Here is a 20,973-nt window from a genome sequence, read left to right as displayed (position 1 = left end):
CACCGCGCCGTGGTCATCCCCGGCGCGTACCATCGGTGCGTGCTCATCCTCCTTCCTCCGAGCGAGGGCAAGAGACCTCCGGCGGCCGGTCCGCCCCTCGACCTGTCCGTGCTGCTGGGGGCCGAGCTGCTCTCCTCCCGACGACGACGCGTCATCGAGGCGCTGACGGAGGTGAGCGCCGGGCCGCAGGCGGCGCAGGTCCTGGGCCTGGGACCCAGGAGCGCGGCTGAGGCGGGGCTCAACCTGGTGCTGGACCGGGCCCCGTGCGCACCGGCTCACGACCTGTTCGCCGGTGTCCTGTACGACGCTGCGCGGCTGACCGCCCTGGCGGCGGAGCCTGCGACGCGGGAGGCGCTCGAGCGCAGCCTTGTCATCTTCTCGGGCCTGTGGGGGGTTCTCCGCCCGACCGACCCCGTCCCGGACCACCGCCTGTCCATGGGGGTGTCGCTTCCTGGTACCGGTCGCCTGTCCTCGTTCTGGCGCCGTCCGGTGGCGGGCGTCCTCGACGACAGGGCCCGCCGCTCCGGCCTGGTCGTCGACTGCCGTTCGGGTGCCTACTCCCCCGCGTGGCGTCCGCCGGCTGACGCAGGTGTCGAGCTGGTCGCGGTCAGGGTGGTCTCGGACCGCCCGGACGGCACCCGTGCGGTCGTGTCGCACGCCGCCAAGCACTCCCGGGGGCTGCTTACCGGCCGCCTGATCGAGGTGCTGGGAGGAGGAGGCCTGAGGCAGGGGGCGTCTGCGGAGGATGTCGCGACCGTGGCGCAGGAGGTGCCCGGCCTGCGCGGCGTCGAGCTCGACGTACCCGACCGGCGGGGCCGGCGGGTGCTCACGCTGGTGGTCTGAACCGTCTGGACCGTCTGGTCACCCGATGAGATCGGCGGGCCGCGCCTCAGATGTCCATGCGCACGATGATGACGTCGTTCTCCTCGGCGTGGATGATCGCGTCCGCCGGTGCTGCGGCGATGCGGGCGTGCTCGGCGGGGCTGATCTCGATGGCAGCGCCCTCGAGGCGCCGGTCGTGCAGGGCGACCGCGCCCAGGCCCCCGGTGCGCGCCCGCACGGCCTCGTACTCCTCGAGGAGCGCGGGGCTGATCCGAGCGACGAGCTCGTCACGGCGTGCGCGCAGCGCGGCGGTCTCGGCGTCGATCCGGGCGAACTCGGTGTCGCGGACGGCAGTGAGCTCCCTGCCGGCCGCACGGATCTCCTGCTCCTGGGCGGCGAGCTCGTCGACCTGGGCCTGAGCGGACTCGACCGACTCGATGGCGGAGATCTGCTTGTCCTCCAGGACCGCCTGACGGCGCCCGAGCTGGTCGATCTCACCCTGGATGGCCGACAGGTCCCGGGCGGCGGCGGTTCCGGCGCTCAAGCGCTCGCGCAGGGTCTGTGCCCGGCGGACGACCTGGTCGACCTCGGTCTCGGCGCGGGTGGCCTCAGCCCTGGCGTCGGTCAGGGCGGCGGCGGCGAGCACGGCGGCACGCTTGTTGTCCTTGAGGCGCTTGATGGTGTGCTCGATGTGGGACAGGGCGGGCAGGTGAGCCCGCTCGTGGCCCAGCCGCGCCAGCTGGGAGTCGAGCTGCTGGAGGTCGATGAGCAGTCGCTGCTCGGTGATGGGTGCGCTCGTCACGGCGGGTGTCCTTCACTGGCTGGGTGCTGGCTGTCGGGTGGCGGTGTCGTGGGGTCTCGTGGGTCTCGTCCGGCGGACCCGGACTCACCTGCGGTGGTACGGGACCGTGTGGTCAGGTCCCGGTGTTCAGGCGCAGCGCCCAGGGGTCGGTGACGGTCCGGGAGACGTGCACCTGGAGTGTACGTCCCCTGGCTCCGGCCCCTGCCTCGAGGGCTCGGGCGAGGGGCGGCAGCCCGACCCACTCGGTCGCCCAGTGGGTGCCGCACAGCAGGTACGGCCTGCCGGCCTCGAGGTGCTCCCCGGCCGGGTGGTGGCGCAGGTCGGCGGTGAGGAAGACGTCTGCGCCGCGGTCGCGGGCGGCGCCGAGAAGGGAGTCGCCGGCCCCGCCGCAGACCGCGATCGTCGTCACGGTGGCCTGCGGATCGCCTCCGAGGAGCAGCCCGGGGACGGAGTCGGGCAGCGCCTGGGCGACGGCACGGGCGAGCTGGAGGAGCGTGGTGGGAGCCGGCAGGCGGCCGACCCGGCCGATGCCCTGTGAGGGGTCCGACGGGTGGGGCACGAGGGGGGTGGTGTCCTCGAGCCCGACGAGTGCCGCCAGGGCGTCCGCGACCCCTCCGTGCGCCGAGTCGAGGGTCGTGTGCGCGTTGGCCAGGGCGATCCCGGCGCGCACGAGGCGGTGGACGACCCGCCCCTTGGGATCGGTTGCGCTCACGTGGTCGGTGCCGCGCAGGTAGAGGGGGTGGTGGGTGATGACCATGTCTGCGCCGTGCTCGATCGCCTCGTCGACGACGGCGGCCACCGGGTCGACGGCCAGGACGACGGTGCGCACCGGCTCGGCGGGGTCCCCGCAGATGAGGCGGTTGGAGTCCCAGGACTCGGCGAGGTCCGGTGGTGCGACGCTGCGCAGAAGGTCCTCGACCTCACCAACGGTCAGGGCTGGGGATCCGGCCTGTGGGGCCGGCCCGGTGCTCGTGGGCGGGGACACGCCTCCGGTCTGGCTCATGGGCACCAGGCTAGTCGACGCCCTCGGTCGTCTGGAGCGGCAGACGCGGTAGGGTGTGAGCCCGCAGGCACACCGACATAGGTCACAAATTGACAACGAAACACCTCGATGTCTCATAGGGTGGGTGCATGCGTCGAGGACTCACGTCTCCCACCGACCTACGCAACTTCCTCACCGAGCACCGTGCCGCGATCACGCCCTTCATGGCCGGACTGCCCGGGGTCAGTCCACGACGTCGACGCATCCCGGGCCTGCGCCGCGACGAGATCGCTCGGCTGCTCGGCGTCGACACCCAGTACTACACGGACCTGGAGCGGGGGCTGCTGGGGCACGCTCCGGACACGCGCGTCCAGGAGCTGTTGGCCGACGTCCTGGCCCTGACCCGGCAGGAGCGTGAGCGCCTGGCCGAGCTGCTCGAGGACTCCTATCCCGCCGACCGGGGCCGCCACGCCGCGCCCCCCTCACCCGCCCAACCGGCCTCTCCGTCCCTCGCCGACCAGGTGCGTGCCGCCGCGGCCCCGAGCAGCGAGCCCCTCGGCGGCGGGCAGGAGCCCGTCCCGGGCACGGCACAGGCCCCCTCCTCCGCCCAGGAGGCGCCCGGCGCCTCCCGAACGGGCCAGGTGCGCTCCAGTGCACCAGGCGTCGGTTCGTCCGCGCCCACCGGGCCTGCGGCCCTGCCGCCCCTCTCCCCCGGTCCTGCCCGGAGCGCGGCGCCCGGCACGCAGGGTCCGGGTACGGGGAGCACGGGCGGCTCCCAGCAGGACTCAGCGAGCACCCGTCAGCTGCTGGAGTCCTTCGAGATGCCGGCCTTCCTGCGATCGCGCTCGATGAACCTGCTGGCGGCCAACCGTCCGTGCCGGCTTCTCTACGCCCCGGTCCTGGAGTGGGGTGGACGCTTCAACCACCAGCCGAACCTGCTGGAGTTCGCCTTCCTCGATGAGCAGACTGCGCGCGGGTTCTGGCCCGACTGGGAAGCGGTGACCGCCCGCGCCCTGGCCGATCTCCGGGCGGCGGTCGACACCCACCCCGAGGACGCCGACCTGCTGGGCGTCGTGGGCAACCTGACGGCGCGCAGCCGCGCCTTCTGCCGGATGTGGCTCGACGAGGGGCTTCCGCGGCGCTCCTCCCATGGGGAGGAGACCATCTTCAACCCGTTCATCGGCCAGGTCACGCTGCCCTTCCGGATGCTGGAGGAGGACGACGGCGCTCAGGTCGTCGTCTACACCCCCTCCCCCGGCTCTGCCGCCCACAGCGCCATGCAGCGGCTCGAGGTCTGGGCCTGCGCGGGCTGAGTCGTGCCGGTCGGGCGACGCCCGCCACAGCGGCGACAGCCACCGCCCCCTTCCGCGACGATAAGTCCTCCTCACCGGAGGCGCGGGCCGTGGGCTGGCGATCGTCGAGCCGGCGCGGGACAGCGGGCACAGGACTCCTGGGAGAGCCGAGGAGGCGCTACAGTAGGTCGTGGCGGTGGGGTGCTGCGTCGGATCAATTCAGCACCACCCCCTGGTCCTGACCGGCCCCACCGCCCTCAGGCTTCGCCTCGTGTTCGTACCTCGTGCACCGCGACCGCACCTCTTCAGTGCGATGTCGACGCACAGGGTACGAACCCGGCGGCCATCGCCAGGTCGCGCGGTATCCCGAGGTTGATCGTGCGCCTGGGCGAGCTTGATACGAACAAGTGGGCACCCCTGTTGCGGTTGCGGGACAGCCTGATCGGTGACGAGGACGCCGATCCTAGTGGTTCAACTCATAGTAACGATCGTCTGGATGCGGTACCCATCGAGCAGCCCCGCGCTGGCGTGCACGAGGAGCTTGAGTCGGCCAGCAGTCCTGCGCGAGCACCCGACGAGACCGTTCACCGCATCACGAACCCCCGCAACCGACCTCTGCCACCTCAGTCCCGGGAGCAGATCCGTCGCCTCGCCGACAGCGGTCTCAGCGCCCGCGAGGTCGCCACGCGCCACGGCGTCCACGAAGGGACAGTACGCGCCATCTGGCGCAAGCGGCACAGTCCACCACAACAAGGCAGGCATCGATTCTCGAACGAGGATCGCCAGAGAGCCGAGGAGATGTTCTCCCAGGGTGTGACTCTGATCGAGATCGGGCTAGTGCTCGGCTTCGACCGTGGAACGGTGCGGAAGCATCTCAATGAACCGCTCCACACTAACTGATGCTGAAAGAACAACAGGGAGCAGGGTCCTCTCGTCCCCTAATCAATCGCCAGCTGTTCGCCAACTTCCCTATATCGTGAACATCCGCACTCTTGACAGTGCGCTAAGAAGGACATCTTCGCCGCCAATCTCGGTTTCTCGCGACCCTCGTGTTGAGTGGGAGAGTGTCCACAACTGCATGATGCCATTGCTAGACACTGAGCCTTTCTCACCAGGGCTAAGGGGGGGGCGGGTGCTGGGATCGTTGGGGTGGTGCGGGAAGGTGGGCGTGTTGTTGGTGGGTGCACGCGGAGCCTTCCGGCAGCATGTGTCTCGACCAAGAGAACCAAGCCCGGAAAGAGGCTCCGCGTGCTGTCCTATCGTGCCACCCTCGACGTCCCCGTGACTACTGCCCGCACCGTCTCCCGCTGGATCGCCGCCCACCGCCGCCGCCATGATGTGCGGCCCTGGCAGCGGGCCGCCACCAGCCGGACCCAGGCGATCATGCTGCTGCGCTGGCTGATCGAGGCCCCGGCCGTGACCGCCATAGCCCGCGACGCGAGGGTCTGGCCCGCTACCGCCTACCGGTACCTGCACGAGGCCCTGGACGTAGTCTCCTCAAAGGCACCGGACCTGCCCGAGGTGCTACGTGGCCTGAAGGACAAGGGCGTGCCGTTCGTGTGCCTGGACGGCACGCTGGTGCGTACCGACCGGGTCGCCGCACGTGACCCCGCTACCGGATACCACCTGTGGTACTCCGGTAAGCACAAGGCCTTCGGCGGCAACATCCAGGTCCTGACCGACCACACCGGCTACCCGGTGTGGACCTCACCGGTCGAGCCCGGCTCCACCCACGACATCACCGCCGCCCGCACCCATGTGCTGCCGGCCCTGTACCCGGCAGCCGCAGGCGGGACGCCCACGCTGGCCGACAAGGGATACGCGGGCGCCGGCATCGGCATCAAGACGCCCGTCAAGGGCTCCAATCCCGACACCGGGGCACGCTCCTACAACCAGGTCCAGGCCCACCTGCGAGCCCCGGCCGAGAGAGCCAACGCCCTGCTCAAGGGCTTCAAGGCCCTCAAACGAGTCACCCTCGACCCAGCCACCATCACCAAAATCACCGCCACCGCCCTGGTCATCCTCAACCTGAACAACGGCCTCCTCTGATGAGAAAGGCTCACTGTATTTCTTTATCGAAAATCACCTTCTTTCCAAGCACCACGTTGCCCGCCGATAGACGAACGTAGGGAACTACCGATACGGGTCCTCCATGTGCGCGGCGCCATGAGGCGTCACGATCAACGAGCACCTGATACTCTCTAATCAACGATTCCGAAGCCGTCGCCTCCAAGTCGAGTGGTCGCGGAACCTGAAGCAACAGACTTTTTCCGCTCGATAGAGTATATTTCTCGGCGACTCCAATCGTGCATCTACTCAGGGATTCGACCGAGTTCCTCTTGGCGCTGATGCGACGAACGGTGCGCACCCAAGGAGGCCAGAAGGGGCGGAAGCCGGCGCGCATAACGCCAATGTACTCAATGTGGCACTCCACCGAACTGTAATTGGTGACTCGCACGAAGTAACCGATATCACCTACTGCCCGCATTACCTCGAGGCGCAGCCCGCCAGGAGTATTGAAATACGCAGGGAGGGTCTTGCCCAGAAAGACGGTGGCTGCGACAACTACAGGAACAGCACCAGCTAAGGTTGCCAGACTGACAAGAGTATCAAGCATGAGAAAAGCATTCGGGTAGGCGGGTCTAGCGCGACACAGGGCTTCACTGCATCTATCGAGCTACACCAGGACCATCTGCAGGAAAACCGACGCCAACGAAATCCGCCCAGGACGAGCCGCTGCGACTTGGGTCTGCGGAAGTCCAACTAACCTCAGATCTACCGGGGACTCGGGGCGTCTTGAAAACTCGAGCACGGCGTTGATCGCTTTGGGAAACAAACTCATCGGTCAACATCGCCCGCGCTTTATCTCTTCCAGTACAATCATAATCGTATGTATCGATCTCAGCCGACACAAATAGCATCATTTTGCGAATGCGCTCGTCGAAACTAATTTTCGACCAGAAAGGCGACTGTCCCCATTCGGTCACTTCAGGATCGATCCCTACCCTAGGGTTGACCAGTACGCCTTCGGCCGAAATCTTGTCGGGAAAGGTCATCCTAGCCAAATAACAACTTCCGGCCCTGAACAGTCTCTCACCCCATTCCCACTTCGGCTTAACCCCGCTTGGGATCTGAGCGATCGGCTCTGCGATAGCCACTCGCGCAGTCCAGGCAGTGAAGTGTCGATGTCTATCAATCCGAGCCAATCGATTTATCCACCCCAAGTAGTTAGCATCGGGATCAGATGCGAATGGCTGCATTCTCTTCAACATATCGAGATGATGTGGCGGCAAAACAGACAACTTCGAGACAGTCCGCCTCCAGGAATCCTCTGTGTCGCAGATGGGATACTGAAGGCGACCTTGATTTGGAGGCGGGAATCTTCCGGCTGCATATGTGGCTGCCGCCCAGATCGTATAATCGAGAGCAGATCGAAGATTGTAAAGCCACTCGCCGAACAGCACAGGGAGTTCTAGGGGAAGTTCTTCGAGTTGCTCGAACTCGAGAACATATTCGGTGGCACTAGTACGTTTTAGATGAACGTCGAAAGGATGTGATTCAAGAAACTCGTTCCAATGCTCGATCATCTCGTTAGAGTGAGTTCTCGCTCGCTCAACACGATGGCGAGCTGCTTCAAAAGTGTCCATTTTCCTAGTCGCTACCCTTTCATCAAGACTGAGGATGCAGCTCAATTGCCTTTAGGGTCACACAGGAATACAGGCTCTTCTAGACGTGTGCACGCAGACAGTCCGGCAGTAAGGCTCTGCGAGTCGTTCGACCACACTAGGTTCAACCCTACCGACAGAACCCGACAAAACGATCTCGGCGCGCTTGAGGCCGCATCGCGGCTAGCCACGTACCGATGTACTGCGAAAGTACTGGCGTCACACGCCCGACAAGAGATCATTATGCTCATACCTCACTTGGGTTAAAATGAGACTGGCCAACCCGAGAACACCAATCGCATATTGTCTAGCATCATGGCGCTCCACTGTATTGTGTCTCACGACATTGGAAACTGCCTGCGTAAATCCGACCGCCAGATTGCGCCACCCCTGGGTTTCGTTACTTTGACCGCCGAGCCGTAAGCGGCCATCGTTGCCAAATGCTTGCCCCATCAGCGACTGTCCGACCATAGTTGAACCATTCTTCTCAGTGGGATTGCCAGCCCATTTTCGGATCAAGTCTTCGAAGAATATTGCAACTTCGGCTGGAACTTTATCCCATTCTTCCCGCTCCACAAGTGAACTCACGCGTACCCACAGATCCGGGTCGTAGTCGGCTGCGGCGGGAAGTTGAGTTTCATTCTTGTATATAAGAGAAAATTGATAAATGGCGGCATCGATATTGCTGCAGCACCTATCTACGCCTCTCTTCTTCGCCTGGAGAAAAGCCGTACGATCCCCAGCCACACTCCATTTAGGCGTGTATTCTATTGCATCGTGCTCCGCAACTAGGTGATCCTGCTCGCCAACCACAGCAGTTAGAACCGCCCGAACCTTCCCACGCCAGGCATCGACTACATCGCCACTATCGGCAAACCCTGGTGCCGCCGCCTCGGCCTTGAGGGCCTCAAGTTCGTTGATCGCACACTCGGCTTTCATAGCCTCAGTATAGTGGTGTTCCCATGGTGGGGTGTGTGGCTCTGGGGCCGGAGTATGTCACGCTGTGGTCACGTTTCATCCGTCGAGGCCCCTCACTGCGCCCGCAGCAACTCCCGCACCTCCACACCCAACCGCTCGGCCATCCGCTCGACGCTCTTCAGCGTCAGGTTCCGCTCGCCGCGTTCGACGCCTCCCATGTAGGTGCGGTGGACGCCCAGCATGTCAGCGAAGGCCTCCTGGCTCAGGCTGAGCTCCAACCGGTAGGCACGCAGGTTCCTTCCTACCGCCTTCTGGAGATCGCCAATCGCCACAAGGCACGGCCTCACCGCTCGCTACTTGAAGGTCTACAGACCTACCACCGTGCTGGCGTCCCCGCAGCAGTGCCGAGCTCCAGCGCAAGATCGCCGACACCGCAGGCTCACAGCCCGCCACGGCCTACACCTTCGTCCTGGCCTACGTCGACCACCTCGTCGGCGAAGCGTCGATCCACGCCATCGACTGGCGCAACCGCGTCGAGTGCGTCGCCATGGACGGGTTATCCGGCAACCAGGACCGCCACAAGCGGGGAGCTGTCCGACACCACTGTGGTAACGGATCCCTTCTACGTGGCTCGTCTGGCCGTTGACGCGCTCGACAGGTGCCAACGGCAAGTTCAGCACGAGCTCCACCCCTCACCGCCGCCGAACGGACCCCCGCTACGCGTCCCGCCGGATCCTGCTCACCGACCGACACACGGCCGCGAGCCGATGCGCCGACTGATCACCGTGTGCGCGCAGGCGTCCCAAGCAGTTTATCACGCTGATCACCCTGGGACGCACCCTCCAGAAGCGGGGTGCCGACGTGCTGGCCTACTTCGACCGCCCCGTACCAGCAACCTACCCACAGAAGCGATCAAAGGCCGCTTTGAACGCCTCCGAGACAGCGCCCTCGGCATCCGCAGTATCATTCCCACGTCGTCCGCTCGCTACTCAAAGCCAGCCACCCCAGGGTGTTATGTGCGATGGGTTGTTTGCGTCGTTTACGAGCGCATCGGTCGTCTCGTGCGAAAATTGGGCTACCGCACTCGATATTCATGCGGAGGCGAACGATGCGCTATCAGTCTGCCACCGGGTTGTGCGACGGTGATGTTGGCGAGATCGCCCTCACAGGGAACTACAACTAGTGCTCGGCTTCGACCGCGGAACGGTGCGGAAGCATCTCAATGAACCGCTCCACACGATATGAAACCGTCAGGGCGAGAGAGGACGAAATAAGGTCGTATCATAGGAGTTTCCGCAGATGTCCTTCCTTGGCAGCAGACCGCCGCCCCTCGATCCAGATCGTGATACTGGACTGGCTCCTAGACGCCACGAGCATCGCCGACCTGGCCAGCCACCACCTGCAAAGCTCCCCAGATCGTCGCAGACCGGGCGCAGTGTCTTCCCGCGCCCCCAGGTAGTGCCCGGACCCTATCCGCCATAGTCATCGCGGCACGGCCGCCGTCAGCAGTAGAATAGAATCTAAAAAAAATCGATGCATCAGGCCGCTGGATTGTCGGCGCCACAACTGATTAACTATAGATCGCCAAGTAGTCCACTACAAGGAGGGGCCCTTCTAGATACTGAGCTTCCTCATCCTTCGCCTTAGGGCCCCGGCGCTCCATTTCGCGGCGTTCCTTGCGGCCCACTATGTTCATTCCAGGCAAAGACACTAGGGGGTACCACCTACCCTCGGAAACGATCTTAGTGACCTTGCCAAGGATACAAACCCTGCCTTCGAGATTAGAGCCCGCGTTAATCCATTTCCTATCGAGAGCACCAACCACTCTCCATCCAGTATCGTCGTCTTCTCCTACGACAACAGGTGTGACCTCAATGCTATCTATGGCCTTTCTCATGGTCGAGAGTTGTTTGGCGTCCGGTAATCCGTCCATGTCAAGATTGAACTCTTGGGCTACTGGAATCATATTTGCCGCCATATCGAGAAAACTGCGCACTTCGTCCACGCGCGATAAGGCCAAAATACCTTCCGGAATATGAATATCGCACTCCCACTCAATCATTGCACCATAGCCGATACCCTCAAAGTCGTCATCAGGATTGCTCACACTAATCCACGCGAGATTCTCAGGGTCTTTATGTCCAGCATCGATGAGACGAGCCAGGCGAGCAGAGTCATGGTCTTCAAGGGTGAGCGTCATCTCCTCTTCGCCTTTGCGGTCCGCCTGAGCCCTGGCAGGACCAACTACTAGCCCGCCACCCACGCCATGTGACGTCATTGATTTCGAAGAGCCAGACTGACGCACTCCGCCTTCGATCGAAGCTACGTAGCTGAGGAGAGTTTCTTGGTCAAGATACTGAGTTTTGAACAACATGAGATATTCGTACCACATAACGCTCAATGTGTCAATCCTAGTTTCATAAGAGGATCATCGCAAACGAGGGTGTAGGTGGGGTCTGAATCCGCCGGTCTCGAGTAGCGAGCGGGCAATGTAGTTAGTCAGGTTCCGGAAGCCTAGGTGTAGTTCCCTGTGAGGTTGTGAACGCGGTCTGCGGGGGTCTGGCCGTCGAGGGCGGTGTGGGGTCGGTGGTGGTTGTAGTGGTGGAGCCACTGGGTGTAGGCGGCCTCGCGCTGGGTCTGGCTGGTGTAGGTGCGGGCGTAGGCCCATTCGCTCATCAGGGTGCGGTTGAAGCGCTCGACCTTGCCGTTGGTCTGGGGACGGTAGGGGCGGGTGTAGCGGTGCTTGACCGACTGTCCGAGCGCCGTGTTGAAGGCCTGTGAGCGGTAGCAGGCGCCGTTATCGGTCATCACCGCCTGCACGCGCATGCCGATGGAGGCGAAGAACGCGGCCGCGCGCCGCCAGAACCCCGCGGCGGTCTGCGTGGTCTCGTCTTGGAGGATCTCGGAGCAGACCAGGCGCGAGTGGTCGTCAACGGCGTGGTGCAGGTACCGGTACCCGCCGGCGGTCCGTCCCGTGCGGCGGGACCTGGTCTTGGCGCGGTCGGCGGCCAGGGCTGGCGCTGAGCCGCGCCCGTGGGCCCGGGCGTGTTCAATGGTCTGTGTAAGCCCTCTTTGAAGGACTGATGACTGTGACTGATGAGAAGACTGGTCCTGCTGGTGGGCGGGGCGTGGTTGAGGATCTTGTTGCCTCGGGTGGCTTGGACGGGTTGTTCGAGCGGATCGACTCGGGTGAGGTGGGGTTGACGGGCGCCGACGGGCTGCTGCCGGCCCTGCTCAAGGAGGCCCTGGAGCGGGGTCTGCAGGCTGAGCTGACGGAGCATCTTGGCTACGACAAGGGCGAGCAGGCGCCGGTGGCTCGTGGCAACGCCCGCAACGGCACCACGGTCAAGACGATCAGCTCTGAGGTCGGCTCGTTCGAGATCGAGGTCCCCCGCGACAGGGCCGGCAGCTTCACGCCGCGGCTGGTCAGGAAGGGGCAGCGGCGGATGGACGGTCTGGACTCGATGATCATCAGCCTGTACGCCGGTGGTATGACGGTGCGCGAGATCCGCCACCACCTGGAGTCCACGCTCGGTGTGGAGCTGTCGGTGGGGACGATCAGCAGGATCACGGACGCCGTGGCCGAGGCGGTCCTGGACTGGCAGCGCCGCCCGCTGGAGGAGTTCTACCCGGTGGTCTACCTCGACGCGATCCGCGTCAAGGTCCGCGTCGACCACAGGGTCACCACCCGCTCGGCCCACATCGCCGTGGGTGTGGACATGGACGGGATCAAGCACGTCCTGGGTATCTGGGTCCAGGCCGAGGAGGGCGCCTCGTTCTGGGCGCACGTGTGCGCCGAGCTGGCCAACAGGGGCGTCAAGGACGTGCTGATCGTGTGCTGTGACGGGCTGACCGGCCGGGCCTGTCAAGTTTTTTGTGTAAGCGGGTTGTTCAGAGGTGGGGGTTGATTCGGTCGGGGTAGGCGGTGGCGAGCTGGGCGAGGGCTTGTTTCCAGTTGGTGGTGATCCGGCCCTCGACCACGCGTGGCTTGGCCTTGCGCTTGTCCGCGGGCAGGTTCCTGTCCTTGTCGCGTTCTCGTGCCCGCTTGTCCTCGATGTTGCAGATCGCCAGCCACAGCAGCTTGACAGCGGCCTCGTCGCTGGGGAAGTGGCCCCGGTTCTTGGAGATCTTGCGTAGCTGGTAGTTGAGCGACTCGATGCTGTTGGTCGTGTAGATGACCCGGCGCAGCATCGGCGGGAACGCCAGGAACGGGGTGAAACGCTCCCACGCCCTGTCCCAGGTCGCCACCGTCTCGGGGTACTTGTCCCCCAGGGGAGAGCTGCTGAAGGCCGCCAGGGCCTCCAGGGCGGCCTCCTCACTGGGGGCGGCGTAGACCTGCTTGAGAGCAGCGGCGACCTTCTTACGGTCCTGGTAGGCCACGAACCTCATGGAGGCACGGATCAGGTGCACCACGCAGGTCTGGACCATGGAGTCGGGCCAGGTCGCCTCGATCGCCTCGGGCAGGCCGGTCAGCCCGTCACAGCACACGATCAGCACGTCCTTGACGCCCCTGTTGGCCAGCTCGGCGCACACGTGCGCCCAGAACGAGGCGCCCTCCTCGGCCTGGACCCAGATACCCAGGACGTGCTTGATCCCGTCCATGTCCACACCCACGGCGATGTGGGCCGAGCGGGTGGTGACCCTGTGGTCGACGCGGACCTTGACGCGGATCGCGTCGAGGTAGACCACCGGGTAGAACTCCTCCAGCGGGCGGCGCTGCCAGTCCAGGACCGCCTCGGCCACGGCGTCCGTGATCCTGCTGATCGTCCCCACCGACAGCTCCACACCGAGCGTGGACTCCAGGTGGTGGCGGATCTCGCGCACCGTCATACCACCGGCGTACAGGCTGATGATCATCGAGTCCAGACCGTCCATCCGCCGCTGCCCCTTCCTGACCAGCCGCGGCGTGAAGCTGCCGGCCCTGTCGCGGGGGACCTCGATCTCGAACGAGCCGACCTCAGAGCTGATCGTCTTGACCGTGGTGCCGTTGCGGGCGTTGCCACGAGCCACCGGCGCCTGCTCGCCCTTGTCGTAGCCAAGATGCTCCGTCAGCTCAGCCTGCAGACCCCGCTCCAGGGCCTCCTTGAGCAGGGCCGGCAGCAGCCCGTCGGCGCCCGTCAACCCCACCTCACCCGAGTCGATCCGCTCGAACAACCCGTCCAAGCCACCCGAGGCAACAAGATCCTCAACCACGCCCCGCCCACCAGCAGGACCAGTCTTCTCATCAGTCACAGTCATCAGTCCTTCAAAGAGGGCTTACACAGACCATTGAACACGCCCGACCGGCCTGCCCGAGGCGATCGAGGCGACCTGGCCCGACTCCATGGTCCAGACCTGCGTGGTGCACCTGATCCGTGCCTCCATGAGGTTCGTGGCCTACCAGGACCGTAAGAAGGTCGCCGCTGCTCTCAAGCAGGTCTACGCCGCCCCCAGTGAGGAGGCCGCCCTGGAGGCCCTGGCGGCCTTCAGCAGCTCTCCCCTGGGGGACAAGTACCCCGAGACGGTGGCGACCTGGGACAGGGCGTGGGAGCGTTTCACCCCGTTCCTGGCGTTCCCGCCGATGCTGCGCCGGGTCATCTACACGACCAACAGCATCGAGTCGCTCAACTACCAGCTACGCAAGATCTCCAAGAACCGGGGCCACTTCCCCAGCGACGAGGCCGCTGTCAAGCTGCTGTGGCTGGCGATCTGCAACATCGAGGACAAGCGGGCACGAGAACGCGACAAGGACAGGAACCTGCCCGCGGACAAGCGCAAGGCCAAGCCACGCGTGGTCGAGGGCCGGATCACCACCAACTGGAAACAAGCCCTCGCCCAGCTCGCCACCGCCTACCCCGACCGAATCAACCCCCACCTCTGAACAACCCGCTTACACAAAAAACTTGACAGGCCCGTGGGCCCTCCAGCCCCCACCGTAGGGGACTCGGCCGAGCTTCCTGGGCGTCGACGTGGACCAGCTCGCCCGGGTGCTCCTTGTCGTAGCGCACCGGCGCCGGGCGACGCACCACCAGCCCCGTGGCCTGGTCCACCTCGGCCAGACGGGGCACGCCGCAACGGGTCAGGACCCGCCCCACCGTCGAGCGAGCCAGGCGCAGGTGGAAGGCGATGCGGTGCGGCCCCCACCGGCGGGTCACCCTCAGGGCGATGATGCGCCGCTCAGTGCGCCGTGCCAGTCGCCCCGGGCTGCGGTGGGGGCGGCTGGAGCGGTCCTCCATCGACTGGCCGGCCCGGCACCGGACCACCCACCGGCTGACCGTGGCCGGCCAGACCTGGAAGCGCTCAGCCGCCCGACGCAGCGACCATCCCTGCTCCACCACCAGGCAGGCCAGACGACGACGCCCCCCAGGCGTCAAAGGTGCGTTAGCGCCAGCCATGAAGGCCTCCCTTGGGACGGACGTGAACGTGGTAACCCACAACCTGCCCAGGAGGCCTTCACCTACCCAACCCGTTCACAACCTCCCAGAGAAGCACACCTAGACAGGACGGCCCTCGCAACCCATCCGCAGAACCCTCGGGACGAGACGAGGCAGACGAGATGGGGCAGGCAGGGGAGCTGGAGGACATGTCCGCGCCGGCTTCGGCACCCATCTGCGCCTACGACCCGGACAGCCAGACCGGTGCCGCCGCCATCCTTAACTCACCCTTCGACCAGCTGGCCAGCCCCATCCTCCACCAGGCTGCCCGCCAGAGCCAGCCAGGCTCGCAGGGCGGTGTCAGTCCGAAGAGCGACGGAGACGACACCCACCGACCAGATCCAGACGACCACGCCGATGCGCCGATCTCCCAACGAAAAACGCCCACCCTAACGGGTGAGCGTGCTTCGTCGTCTGAGACCGCTCTCAGGCCGACCCCACAGGGTGCGGGTTCGTGTAAGAGCGTCGTGGTGCCCCCGGCGGGACTCGAACCCGCACGCCAGCAGGCAGCGACTTTTAAGGTCGCGGTGTCTACCGATTCCACCACGGGGGCGGGTGCGTCTCGAGCCTACCGCCGCCCGCTCCTCGCCACGCCGGGCCCGCCACCCACCACCCGCCACCCACCACCCGCCACCCGCCAGCGCCCCGCGCCCGCCCCTCCCCTGCGGCCCGGCCGAGGATGCAGCCGTGACGAGGGCCACGCCAGCACCTAGCGAGACGACAACGCGTCTGCTAAACTTGCCTATGAGCCTAGAGAGGATGAGAGCCATGTCTGATGAAACGTCCGACGAGATCAAGCGCTGCCCCGTGAGCCACCTTACGACCGACTTCGGTGCCCCCGTGCCGACCAACCGCGACTCCCTGACCGCCGGACCGCGCGGCCCCCTCCTGGCCCAGGACGTGTGGCTCAACGAGAAGCTCGCGTCCTTCGTCCGCGAGGTCATCCCCGAGCGGCGGATGCACGCCAAGGGCTCGGGCGCCTTCGGCACCTTCACCGTCACCCACGACATCACGCGCTTCACCCGGGCGGCGGTCTTCAGCGAGGTCGGCAAGCGCACCGAGATGTTCGCGCGCTTCACCACCGTGGCGGGCGAGCGGGGCGCGGCGGACGCCGAGCGTGACATCCGAGGCTTCGCGCTGAAGTTCTACACCGAGGAGGGAAACTGGGACATGGTGGGTAACAACACCCCCGTGTTCTTCATCAGGGACCCCCGCCAGTTCCCCGACCTCAACAAGGCCGTCAAGCGCGACCCGCGCACCAACATGCGCAGCGCCCTCAACAACTGGGACTACTGGACCCTCCTGCCTGAGGCCCTCCACCAGGTCACGATCGTCATGAGCGACCGCGGTATCCCGGCGAGCTACCGTCACATGCACGGTTTCGGCTCCCACACCTACAGCTTCTGGAACGCTGACGGCGAGCGCTTCTGGGTGAAGTTCCACTTCAAGACCCGGCAGGGCATCAAGAACCTCACCGACGCCGAGGCCACTGAGCTCATCGGCCGGGACCGTGAGAGCCACCAGCGAGACCTCTACGAGGCGATTGAGCGGGGCGACTTCCCCAAGTGGACGATGTACGTCCAGATCATGCCCGAGACAGACGCCGAGAAGGTGGCCTACCACCCCTTCGACCTCACCAAGGTGTGGCCCAAGGCCGACTACCCGCTCATTGAGGTCGGCGAGTTCGAGCTCAACCGCAACCCCGAGAACTTCTTCCTCGACGTCGAGCAGAGCGCCTTCGCCCCGAGCAACCTCGTGCCCGGCATCGGGGTGAGCCCTGACAAGATGCTCCAGGCCCGGCTGTTCAACTACGCCGACGCCCAGCGCTACCGCCTCGGCGGCAACTACCAGCAGATCCCGGTCAATCAGCCGCGCTGCCCCGTGCACTCCAACCACCGTGACGGCATGGGCCGGGTCGACTCCAACTACGGCGGACTGCCCCACTACGAGCCGAACAGCTTCGGTCAGTGGCAGGCCCAGCCCGAGTTCATGGAGCCGCCGCTGCGTATCAACGGCGACGCCGCCTTCTGGGACGCCCACGCCGATGACGACAACTACTTCGAGCAGCCCCGGGCGCTGTTCCGGCTCATGACCCCCAAGCAGCAGGAGGCGCTGTTCGGCAACACCGTCAGGGCGATGGGAGACGCCCCGACCTTCGTGAAGTTCCGCCACATCCGCAACTGCAACGCCGCCGACCCCGCCTACGGCGCCGGCGTCGCCGCAGCTCTCGGGCTGGACCTGGAGGAGGCTCTGGCCTCCCTCAAGGACGACCCGATGTACGGCAGCCCTCTCGTGGCGCTGCCGGTGTGACGACGGCAGGCCCAGGCAGGGGCCCGGTGAGGCGCGCCCGCGAGGCGGCCTGACCGGGCCCCGCCGTCGTCTCCGGCCGGCTGAGATGCCCGGCCGCAGGCCTTGCTTCGGGCCCGTCGCGTCGTGAAGGATCGACGGTGAACATGCAGGACCTCAGGACGGAGTCCGACAATGCTCACCGAACTCAACCTCCTGTCCGCGCCCATACGCTTCGACGACACGCTCCTCAACAAGCCGTATGAGGACCTCCTGCGCGAGCTGAGCGACACCGAGATCTCCGGATGGGGGCGACTCAACCGCATGGCCGCCGCCCGGGGACTCAAGGGCGCCTTCGGCATCACCGACGCCGCCTCGACGATCGCGCGGTGCGAGGAGCTCGCCGAGGCCGACGGCGCGTGGGCCGACCCGATGGTCGCCGCCGAGACGGTGCCCGCCCTGGCGATGCTCGCCGGTGCGGCCGGCGCCCGAGGATTCGACGACTGCCGGATCGTCAGGATCCTCACCCTGGCGCGCACGGCCAGGCACATCGACGAGAGCCAGCTCGCCGACCTCCTGGGACGCCACGCCCGCCGTATCGCGCAGCGCTACGCGGGCTGGGGGCAGTACCTGGCCTCCGTCCTGGTCGGCAAGGCCGTGTTCCAGGCGACCTTCGCCGTGGCGGGGAACGACTACATCATCGATCCCCGCCAGTTCGTCGACGCCGTCCACGTCCTGGCGCTGAGCGCACCGGTCACCCTGTTCCGTGCCCCGCTGTGGCCCGGGGAGGATCTTCGCCCGCTCCTGGGCGCGGTCGAGCCCTTCGTCGACGCCGACGCCGTGCGAGCACACCGCCTGGCCGCCAGCGGCTGGCTGGCGACGGCGGAGCACCCCCTGGACGCGGCCACGAGCAAGCTGCTCACGAACAAGGAAGCCAGTGCCGGAACCTTTCTGCGTGCTCGGGACCTGGCCCAGGAGGTGTTCTGGCACCCGGTCGACATGGCGGGGCTCGGCGTGGTCTTCGACGACCTGAGGCGCTCCCGCATGCCCCTGTGGGACCTTCCGGCCCGGGCCGACGGGAGCGCCGCCAAGGCCTTTTGGGCCGGGGTCCACCTGGACCACTCCCACTGGAGCGGCGTTCCCTTCCTGAGGATCAGCGACGCGGGACGGCTGACCGCAGTGCTCACGGAGGAGTCCTGCGTCGTCGTGACCGGCTCGGGCCTGAAGCGTACCTGGACCCCTGTCCCGTGGGATGAGGCGAGAATCCACGCGCTCGTGGTCCCGGGCGAACGGATCTCGTTCTACCTCGGCGAGACGGGGCTCGGCGACCTCTTCCCCAACTGGTCGGCACCGGCGACAGCCGACCCCGGCCTGTCGGACCGGCTCAACGCCTTCCTGGCCGGGATGGGCCCGCGCCTGCGCTCCTTCACCGCCAACAACCCCTTGTAAGAAGCCGCGACAACGGGAGGTGCGGGCCCGGCTATCGGCCTCGTTCCTTGTCGGCGAGTGCGGACCCGGTGAGGGAGCTCGCCGTACCCCCACTGGGATTCGAACCCAGGACCACGTGTTTATCAGACACTGACGAGGTATAAGCTCGCTGCTCTAACCACTGAGCTATGGGGGCTCGGCCCTCCCGGTCGGCCACGGCGGATCCGCGGGCACCGGTGCAGGGCCGTCGACGCGACCATACCGCAGGCGACGGGCCCGCAGGACGGTCCCCGGTCCCACCGGCGGGACGCCTGCGTCTGCGAGGACCTACCCTGTGTGCCGCGGTCCTGTCCGGGCCCGTCCGTCCACGAGGAAGGCCTCCATGAAGATCACCCAGCGTGCCGCCGCCGTCCAGCCCTTCCACGCCATGAGCATCGGAGCGCGAGCACGGCAGATCGAGGCCACAGGGGCCACCGTGTCCAAGCTGAGCCTGGGTGAGCCGAGCTTCGGCGCACCCCCGGCCGTGCGCGAGGCGGCCCGGCAGGTCATGGACGGGCGCGAGCTGGCCTACACCGCCGCAGCCGGGCTGCCCGCCCTGCGTCAGGCCATCGCCGACTTCTACGACCGGCGACACGGAGTGAGTCTCTCCCCCGACCGGGTCCTGGTCACCTCGGGGGCCTCGGCGGGCCTGCTGCTCGTGACCGCACTGACCACCGAGCCCGGCGACGAGGTCGTCATGGCCGACCCCTGCTACCCGTGCAACCGGGCGCTGGTCGAGACCTTCGGGGGCCGAGTCCTCCTGGCGCCCACGACGGCCTCTTCGCGCTACCAGCTCGACCTGGAGGCCATGGAGGCGGCCTGGACCTCGTCGACGAGCGCCGTCATGCTGGCCACGCCCTCCAACCCCACCGGGACCTCGATCCCACGTACCGAGCTGGCCCGGATCTGTGCCGGCGCCGCCGAGCGGGACGCGTGGCGGATCGTCGACGAGATCTACCTGGGGCTGTCCGACCCCGACCCCGCGGGCCGGCCCGCGGGCACCGTCCTGGACACCGACCCCCACGCCGTCGTCGTGTCGAGCTTCTCGAAGTACTTCGGCATGACGGGGTGGAGGCTCGGCTGGGTGGTCCTGCCTGAGGAGCTCGTCGCCTGCGCCCAGGACCTCGCGGTCAACTACTTCCTGTGCGCCTCGACCCCTGCCCAGATCGCCGCCCTGGAGGCATTCACGCCGGAGTCCCTGGCGGTGTGCGAACAGCGGCGCGTCGAGCTCCTGGCACGTCGCCGCCTGGCGCTGGAGGGACTGGCGCGCCTGGGCCTGGAGGTGCCGGTCGTGCCCGACGGCGCCTTCTACGTCTACTTCGACGTGACGAGCACCGGCATGGGCGCCTGGGAGTTCTGCACCCGAGCACTGGAGGAGGCTCACGTCGCGCTCACACCCGGTCGCGACTTCGGGGTCGCCACCGCAGAGTCCCACGTGCGCCTGTCCTACGCGGCCTCCCGCGAGGAGATCAGCCAGGGGCTGGAGCGCCTCTCCGCTTTCCTGGGCTCCCTGGCCTGACCCGGCCTCACACGCGCCGCCGGCCACCGTGCCGCGGCCCGGGGAGGCGGCGAGCCCGGGCCAGGTCGATGAGGCCGAGCACGGCGGTGGGCACCTTGAGCACGAGGTCCTCCCCCAGGCGGTGGTCGTCCGCAGGGGCCAGACGCGCAGCGAGGTCAGGGCGCTGCATGTGCAGGTAGTAGCGGGCCTTGGCGGCGTGGACGGCGTCGGAGACGACGACGATCCTCTGGGCGTGCTCGATGAGGGGGATGACGTTGCGGACGTTCTCCCATGTGCTGCGGCTGCCCGTCTCGGTGACCAGGTCCCCGCCGTACCCCAGGGCGCGCGCGTGGGCGGCGAGCAGCTCGGCCTCTGGGACAGGCCCTGCCACCGCCCCACCACTGGTGACCAGGGTGGAGCGCCTTCCCCTCTGGGACCGGAGGGCATAGGCGACCCGTCGACGGTTGACGAGTCCCGCCGACCTGCCGGGATCGGCGAAACCCAGGACGACGACGGCCTCGACCGCGTCGTCGTGCACGGCCGCACCCCGCCCGAGATAGGCCCGGGATGCCCGGTGGTGGGCCACCTCGGCGGCGACGACGGCGCCGACCACCAGCACGAGGCCCATGCGGACCGCCCGCCACCCCGGATGCGCCCCGCACCACCTGACCCGTCCCGCACCGTCTGCCCGGCCGCGACGACGACGCCCGCCCACCCGGAAGGCCTGGACTCGTCTGCGGATCGTCATGGGCCCAGGCTAGTGAACCTGGCGACTGCTCGGCCCCGTCTGACCGGACGACAGGAGCAGGCGCGGGTCCGGTGAGAGGC

Annotated in this window: 16 protein-coding genes, 2 tRNA genes and 4 pseudogenes; 9 read left to right on the top strand and 13 right to left on the bottom strand. The window is 66.5% G+C overall.

Translation table 11 applies throughout. The annotated features are described in order from the left end of the window. Positions 1 to 39: 39 nt before the first annotated feature. Complete coding sequence (locus EL245_RS01115; protein WP_126381304.1) at positions 40 to 843, top strand: YaaA family protein; 804 nt, start codon at positions 40 to 42, stop codon at positions 841 to 843. Between the two features lie 46 nt (positions 844 to 889). Here EL245_RS01115 and EL245_RS01110 read toward each other — a convergent pair whose 3' ends face one another. After that, a complete protein-coding gene (locus tag EL245_RS01110; protein ID WP_126381302.1) occupies positions 890 to 1,624 on the bottom strand; it encodes a zinc ribbon domain-containing protein in 735 nt (244 codons plus the stop codon). Positions 1,625 to 1,736: 112 nt separating this feature from the next. Then, the gene (locus EL245_RS01105; protein WP_126381300.1) at positions 1,737 to 2,627 is read right to left on the bottom strand and encodes a Nif3-like dinuclear metal center hexameric protein; all 891 of its coding nucleotides are present in this window, start codon (positions 2,625 to 2,627) and stop codon (positions 1,737 to 1,739) included. A gap of 128 nt (positions 2,628 to 2,755) precedes the next feature. Here EL245_RS01105 and EL245_RS13480 point away from each other — a divergent pair, with 128 nt between their 5' ends. The 3 genes from EL245_RS13480 to EL245_RS01090 all read left to right on the top strand — a co-directional run bounded on the left by EL245_RS13480 (position 2,756) and on the right by EL245_RS01090 (position 5,947). Beyond that, positions 2,756 to 3,919, top strand: coding sequence for an MmyB family transcriptional regulator (locus EL245_RS13480; protein ID WP_232009818.1), 1,164 nt, complete (start codon positions 2,756 to 2,758; stop codon positions 3,917 to 3,919). A 357-nt stretch (positions 3,920 to 4,276) separates the two neighbouring features. Then, positions 4,277 to 4,798, top strand: coding sequence for a helix-turn-helix domain-containing protein (locus EL245_RS13475; RefSeq protein WP_232009817.1), 522 nt, complete (start codon positions 4,277 to 4,279; stop codon positions 4,796 to 4,798). A gap of 348 nt (positions 4,799 to 5,146) precedes the next feature. Further along, positions 5,147 to 5,947, top strand: a complete 801-nt coding sequence (locus EL245_RS01090) for a transposase family protein (RefSeq protein WP_126381298.1) — start codon at positions 5,147 to 5,149, stop codon at positions 5,945 to 5,947. A gap of 10 nt (positions 5,948 to 5,957) precedes the next feature. Here the strand turns inward: EL245_RS01090 and EL245_RS01085 are convergent, their stop codons facing one another. From EL245_RS01085 to EL245_RS01055, 6 genes and pseudogenes are all read right to left on the bottom strand, one after another. After that, positions 5,958 to 6,515 (bottom strand): hypothetical protein, encoded by a 558-nt coding sequence (locus tag EL245_RS01085; RefSeq protein ID WP_126381296.1) that lies wholly within the window; start codon positions 6,513 to 6,515, stop codon positions 5,958 to 5,960. A gap of 52 nt (positions 6,516 to 6,567) precedes the next feature. Beyond that, positions 6,568 to 7,485: a hypothetical protein gene (locus tag EL245_RS01080; RefSeq protein WP_126381294.1), complete on the bottom strand. Its 918-nt coding sequence runs from the start codon at positions 7,483 to 7,485 to the stop codon at positions 6,568 to 6,570. A 297-nt stretch (positions 7,486 to 7,782) separates the two neighbouring features. Continuing rightward, complete coding sequence (locus EL245_RS01075; protein ID WP_126381292.1) at positions 7,783 to 8,502, bottom strand: TIGR02391 family protein; 720 nt, start codon at positions 8,500 to 8,502, stop codon at positions 7,783 to 7,785. A gap of 92 nt (positions 8,503 to 8,594) precedes the next feature. After that, positions 8,595 to 8,813 carry a helix-turn-helix domain-containing protein gene (locus EL245_RS01070; protein WP_126381290.1) on the bottom strand — a complete coding sequence of 73 codons (219 nt, stop codon included), beginning with the start codon at positions 8,811 to 8,813 and terminating at the stop codon, positions 8,595 to 8,597. Positions 8,814 to 10,051: 1,238 nt separating this feature from the next. Beyond that, positions 10,052 to 10,855, bottom strand: coding sequence for a DUF6414 family protein (locus tag EL245_RS01060; RefSeq protein WP_456297953.1), 804 nt, complete (start codon positions 10,853 to 10,855; stop codon positions 10,052 to 10,054). Positions 10,856 to 10,995: 140 nt separating this feature from the next. Next, positions 10,996 to 11,460 (bottom strand): annotated as a pseudogene (locus tag EL245_RS01055) (integrase core domain-containing protein); the annotation flags it as partial. Positions 11,461 to 11,564: 104 nt separating this feature from the next. Between EL245_RS01055 and EL245_RS01050 the strand changes: the two are divergent. After that, positions 11,565 to 12,338: pseudogene (locus EL245_RS01050) on the top strand (IS256 family transposase); the annotation flags it as partial. A gap of 34 nt (positions 12,339 to 12,372) precedes the next feature. Here EL245_RS01050 and EL245_RS01045 read toward each other — a convergent pair. Further along, positions 12,373 to 13,719, bottom strand: a complete 1,347-nt coding sequence (locus EL245_RS01045; RefSeq protein WP_164719441.1) for an IS256 family transposase — start codon at positions 13,717 to 13,719, stop codon at positions 12,373 to 12,375. Between the two features lie 43 nt (positions 13,720 to 13,762). On the opposite strand from EL245_RS01045, the pseudogene EL245_RS01040 reads away from it, so the two are divergent. Then, a pseudogene (locus EL245_RS01040) lies at positions 13,763 to 14,341 on the top strand (IS256 family transposase); the annotation flags it as partial. Between the two features lie 30 nt (positions 14,342 to 14,371). On the opposite strand, the pseudogene EL245_RS01035 reads toward EL245_RS01040, so the two are convergent. Both EL245_RS01035 and EL245_RS01030 read right to left on the bottom strand, forming a co-directional pair. Further along, positions 14,372 to 14,855, bottom strand: a pseudogene (locus EL245_RS01035) (helix-turn-helix domain-containing protein); the annotation flags it as partial. Positions 14,856 to 15,362: 507 nt separating this feature from the next. After that, a tRNA-Leu gene (locus EL245_RS01030) sits at positions 15,363 to 15,447 on the bottom strand. Between the two features lie 215 nt (positions 15,448 to 15,662). Here EL245_RS01030 and EL245_RS01025 point away from each other — a divergent pair. Both EL245_RS01025 and EL245_RS01020 read left to right on the top strand, forming a co-directional pair. Next, complete coding sequence (locus EL245_RS01025; protein ID WP_126381286.1) at positions 15,663 to 17,204, top strand: catalase; 1,542 nt, start codon at positions 15,663 to 15,665, stop codon at positions 17,202 to 17,204. Between the two features lie 171 nt (positions 17,205 to 17,375). After that, positions 17,376 to 18,629, top strand: coding sequence for a DUF1266 domain-containing protein (locus EL245_RS01020; RefSeq protein WP_126381284.1), 1,254 nt, complete (start codon positions 17,376 to 17,378; stop codon positions 18,627 to 18,629). 84 nt (positions 18,630 to 18,713) lie between these two features. On the opposite strand, the gene EL245_RS01015 is transcribed toward EL245_RS01020, so the two are convergent. Next, positions 18,714 to 18,804: transfer RNA gene (locus EL245_RS01015), tRNA-Ile, on the bottom strand. Positions 18,805 to 18,990: 186 nt separating this feature from the next. Between EL245_RS01015 and EL245_RS01010 the strand changes: the two genes are divergently transcribed. Further along, a complete protein-coding gene (locus EL245_RS01010) occupies positions 18,991 to 20,166 on the top strand; it encodes an aminotransferase class I/II-fold pyridoxal phosphate-dependent enzyme (RefSeq protein ID WP_126381282.1) in 1,176 nt (391 codons plus the stop codon). Between the two features lie 7 nt (positions 20,167 to 20,173). Here the strand turns inward: EL245_RS01010 and EL245_RS01005 are convergent, their stop codons facing one another. After that, positions 20,174 to 20,893: a YdcF family protein gene (locus tag EL245_RS01005; protein ID WP_232009816.1), complete on the bottom strand. Its 720-nt coding sequence runs from the start codon at positions 20,891 to 20,893 to the stop codon at positions 20,174 to 20,176. Positions 20,894 to 20,973 lie beyond the last annotated feature (80 nt).

Source organism: Actinomyces howellii (assembly GCF_900637165.1).
GTDB lineage: Bacteria > Actinomycetota > Actinomycetes > Actinomycetales > Actinomycetaceae > Actinomyces > Actinomyces howellii.
The sequence above is the reverse complement of the archived record's forward strand: the minus strand, read 5'-3'. Positions and strand labels throughout refer to the sequence as shown.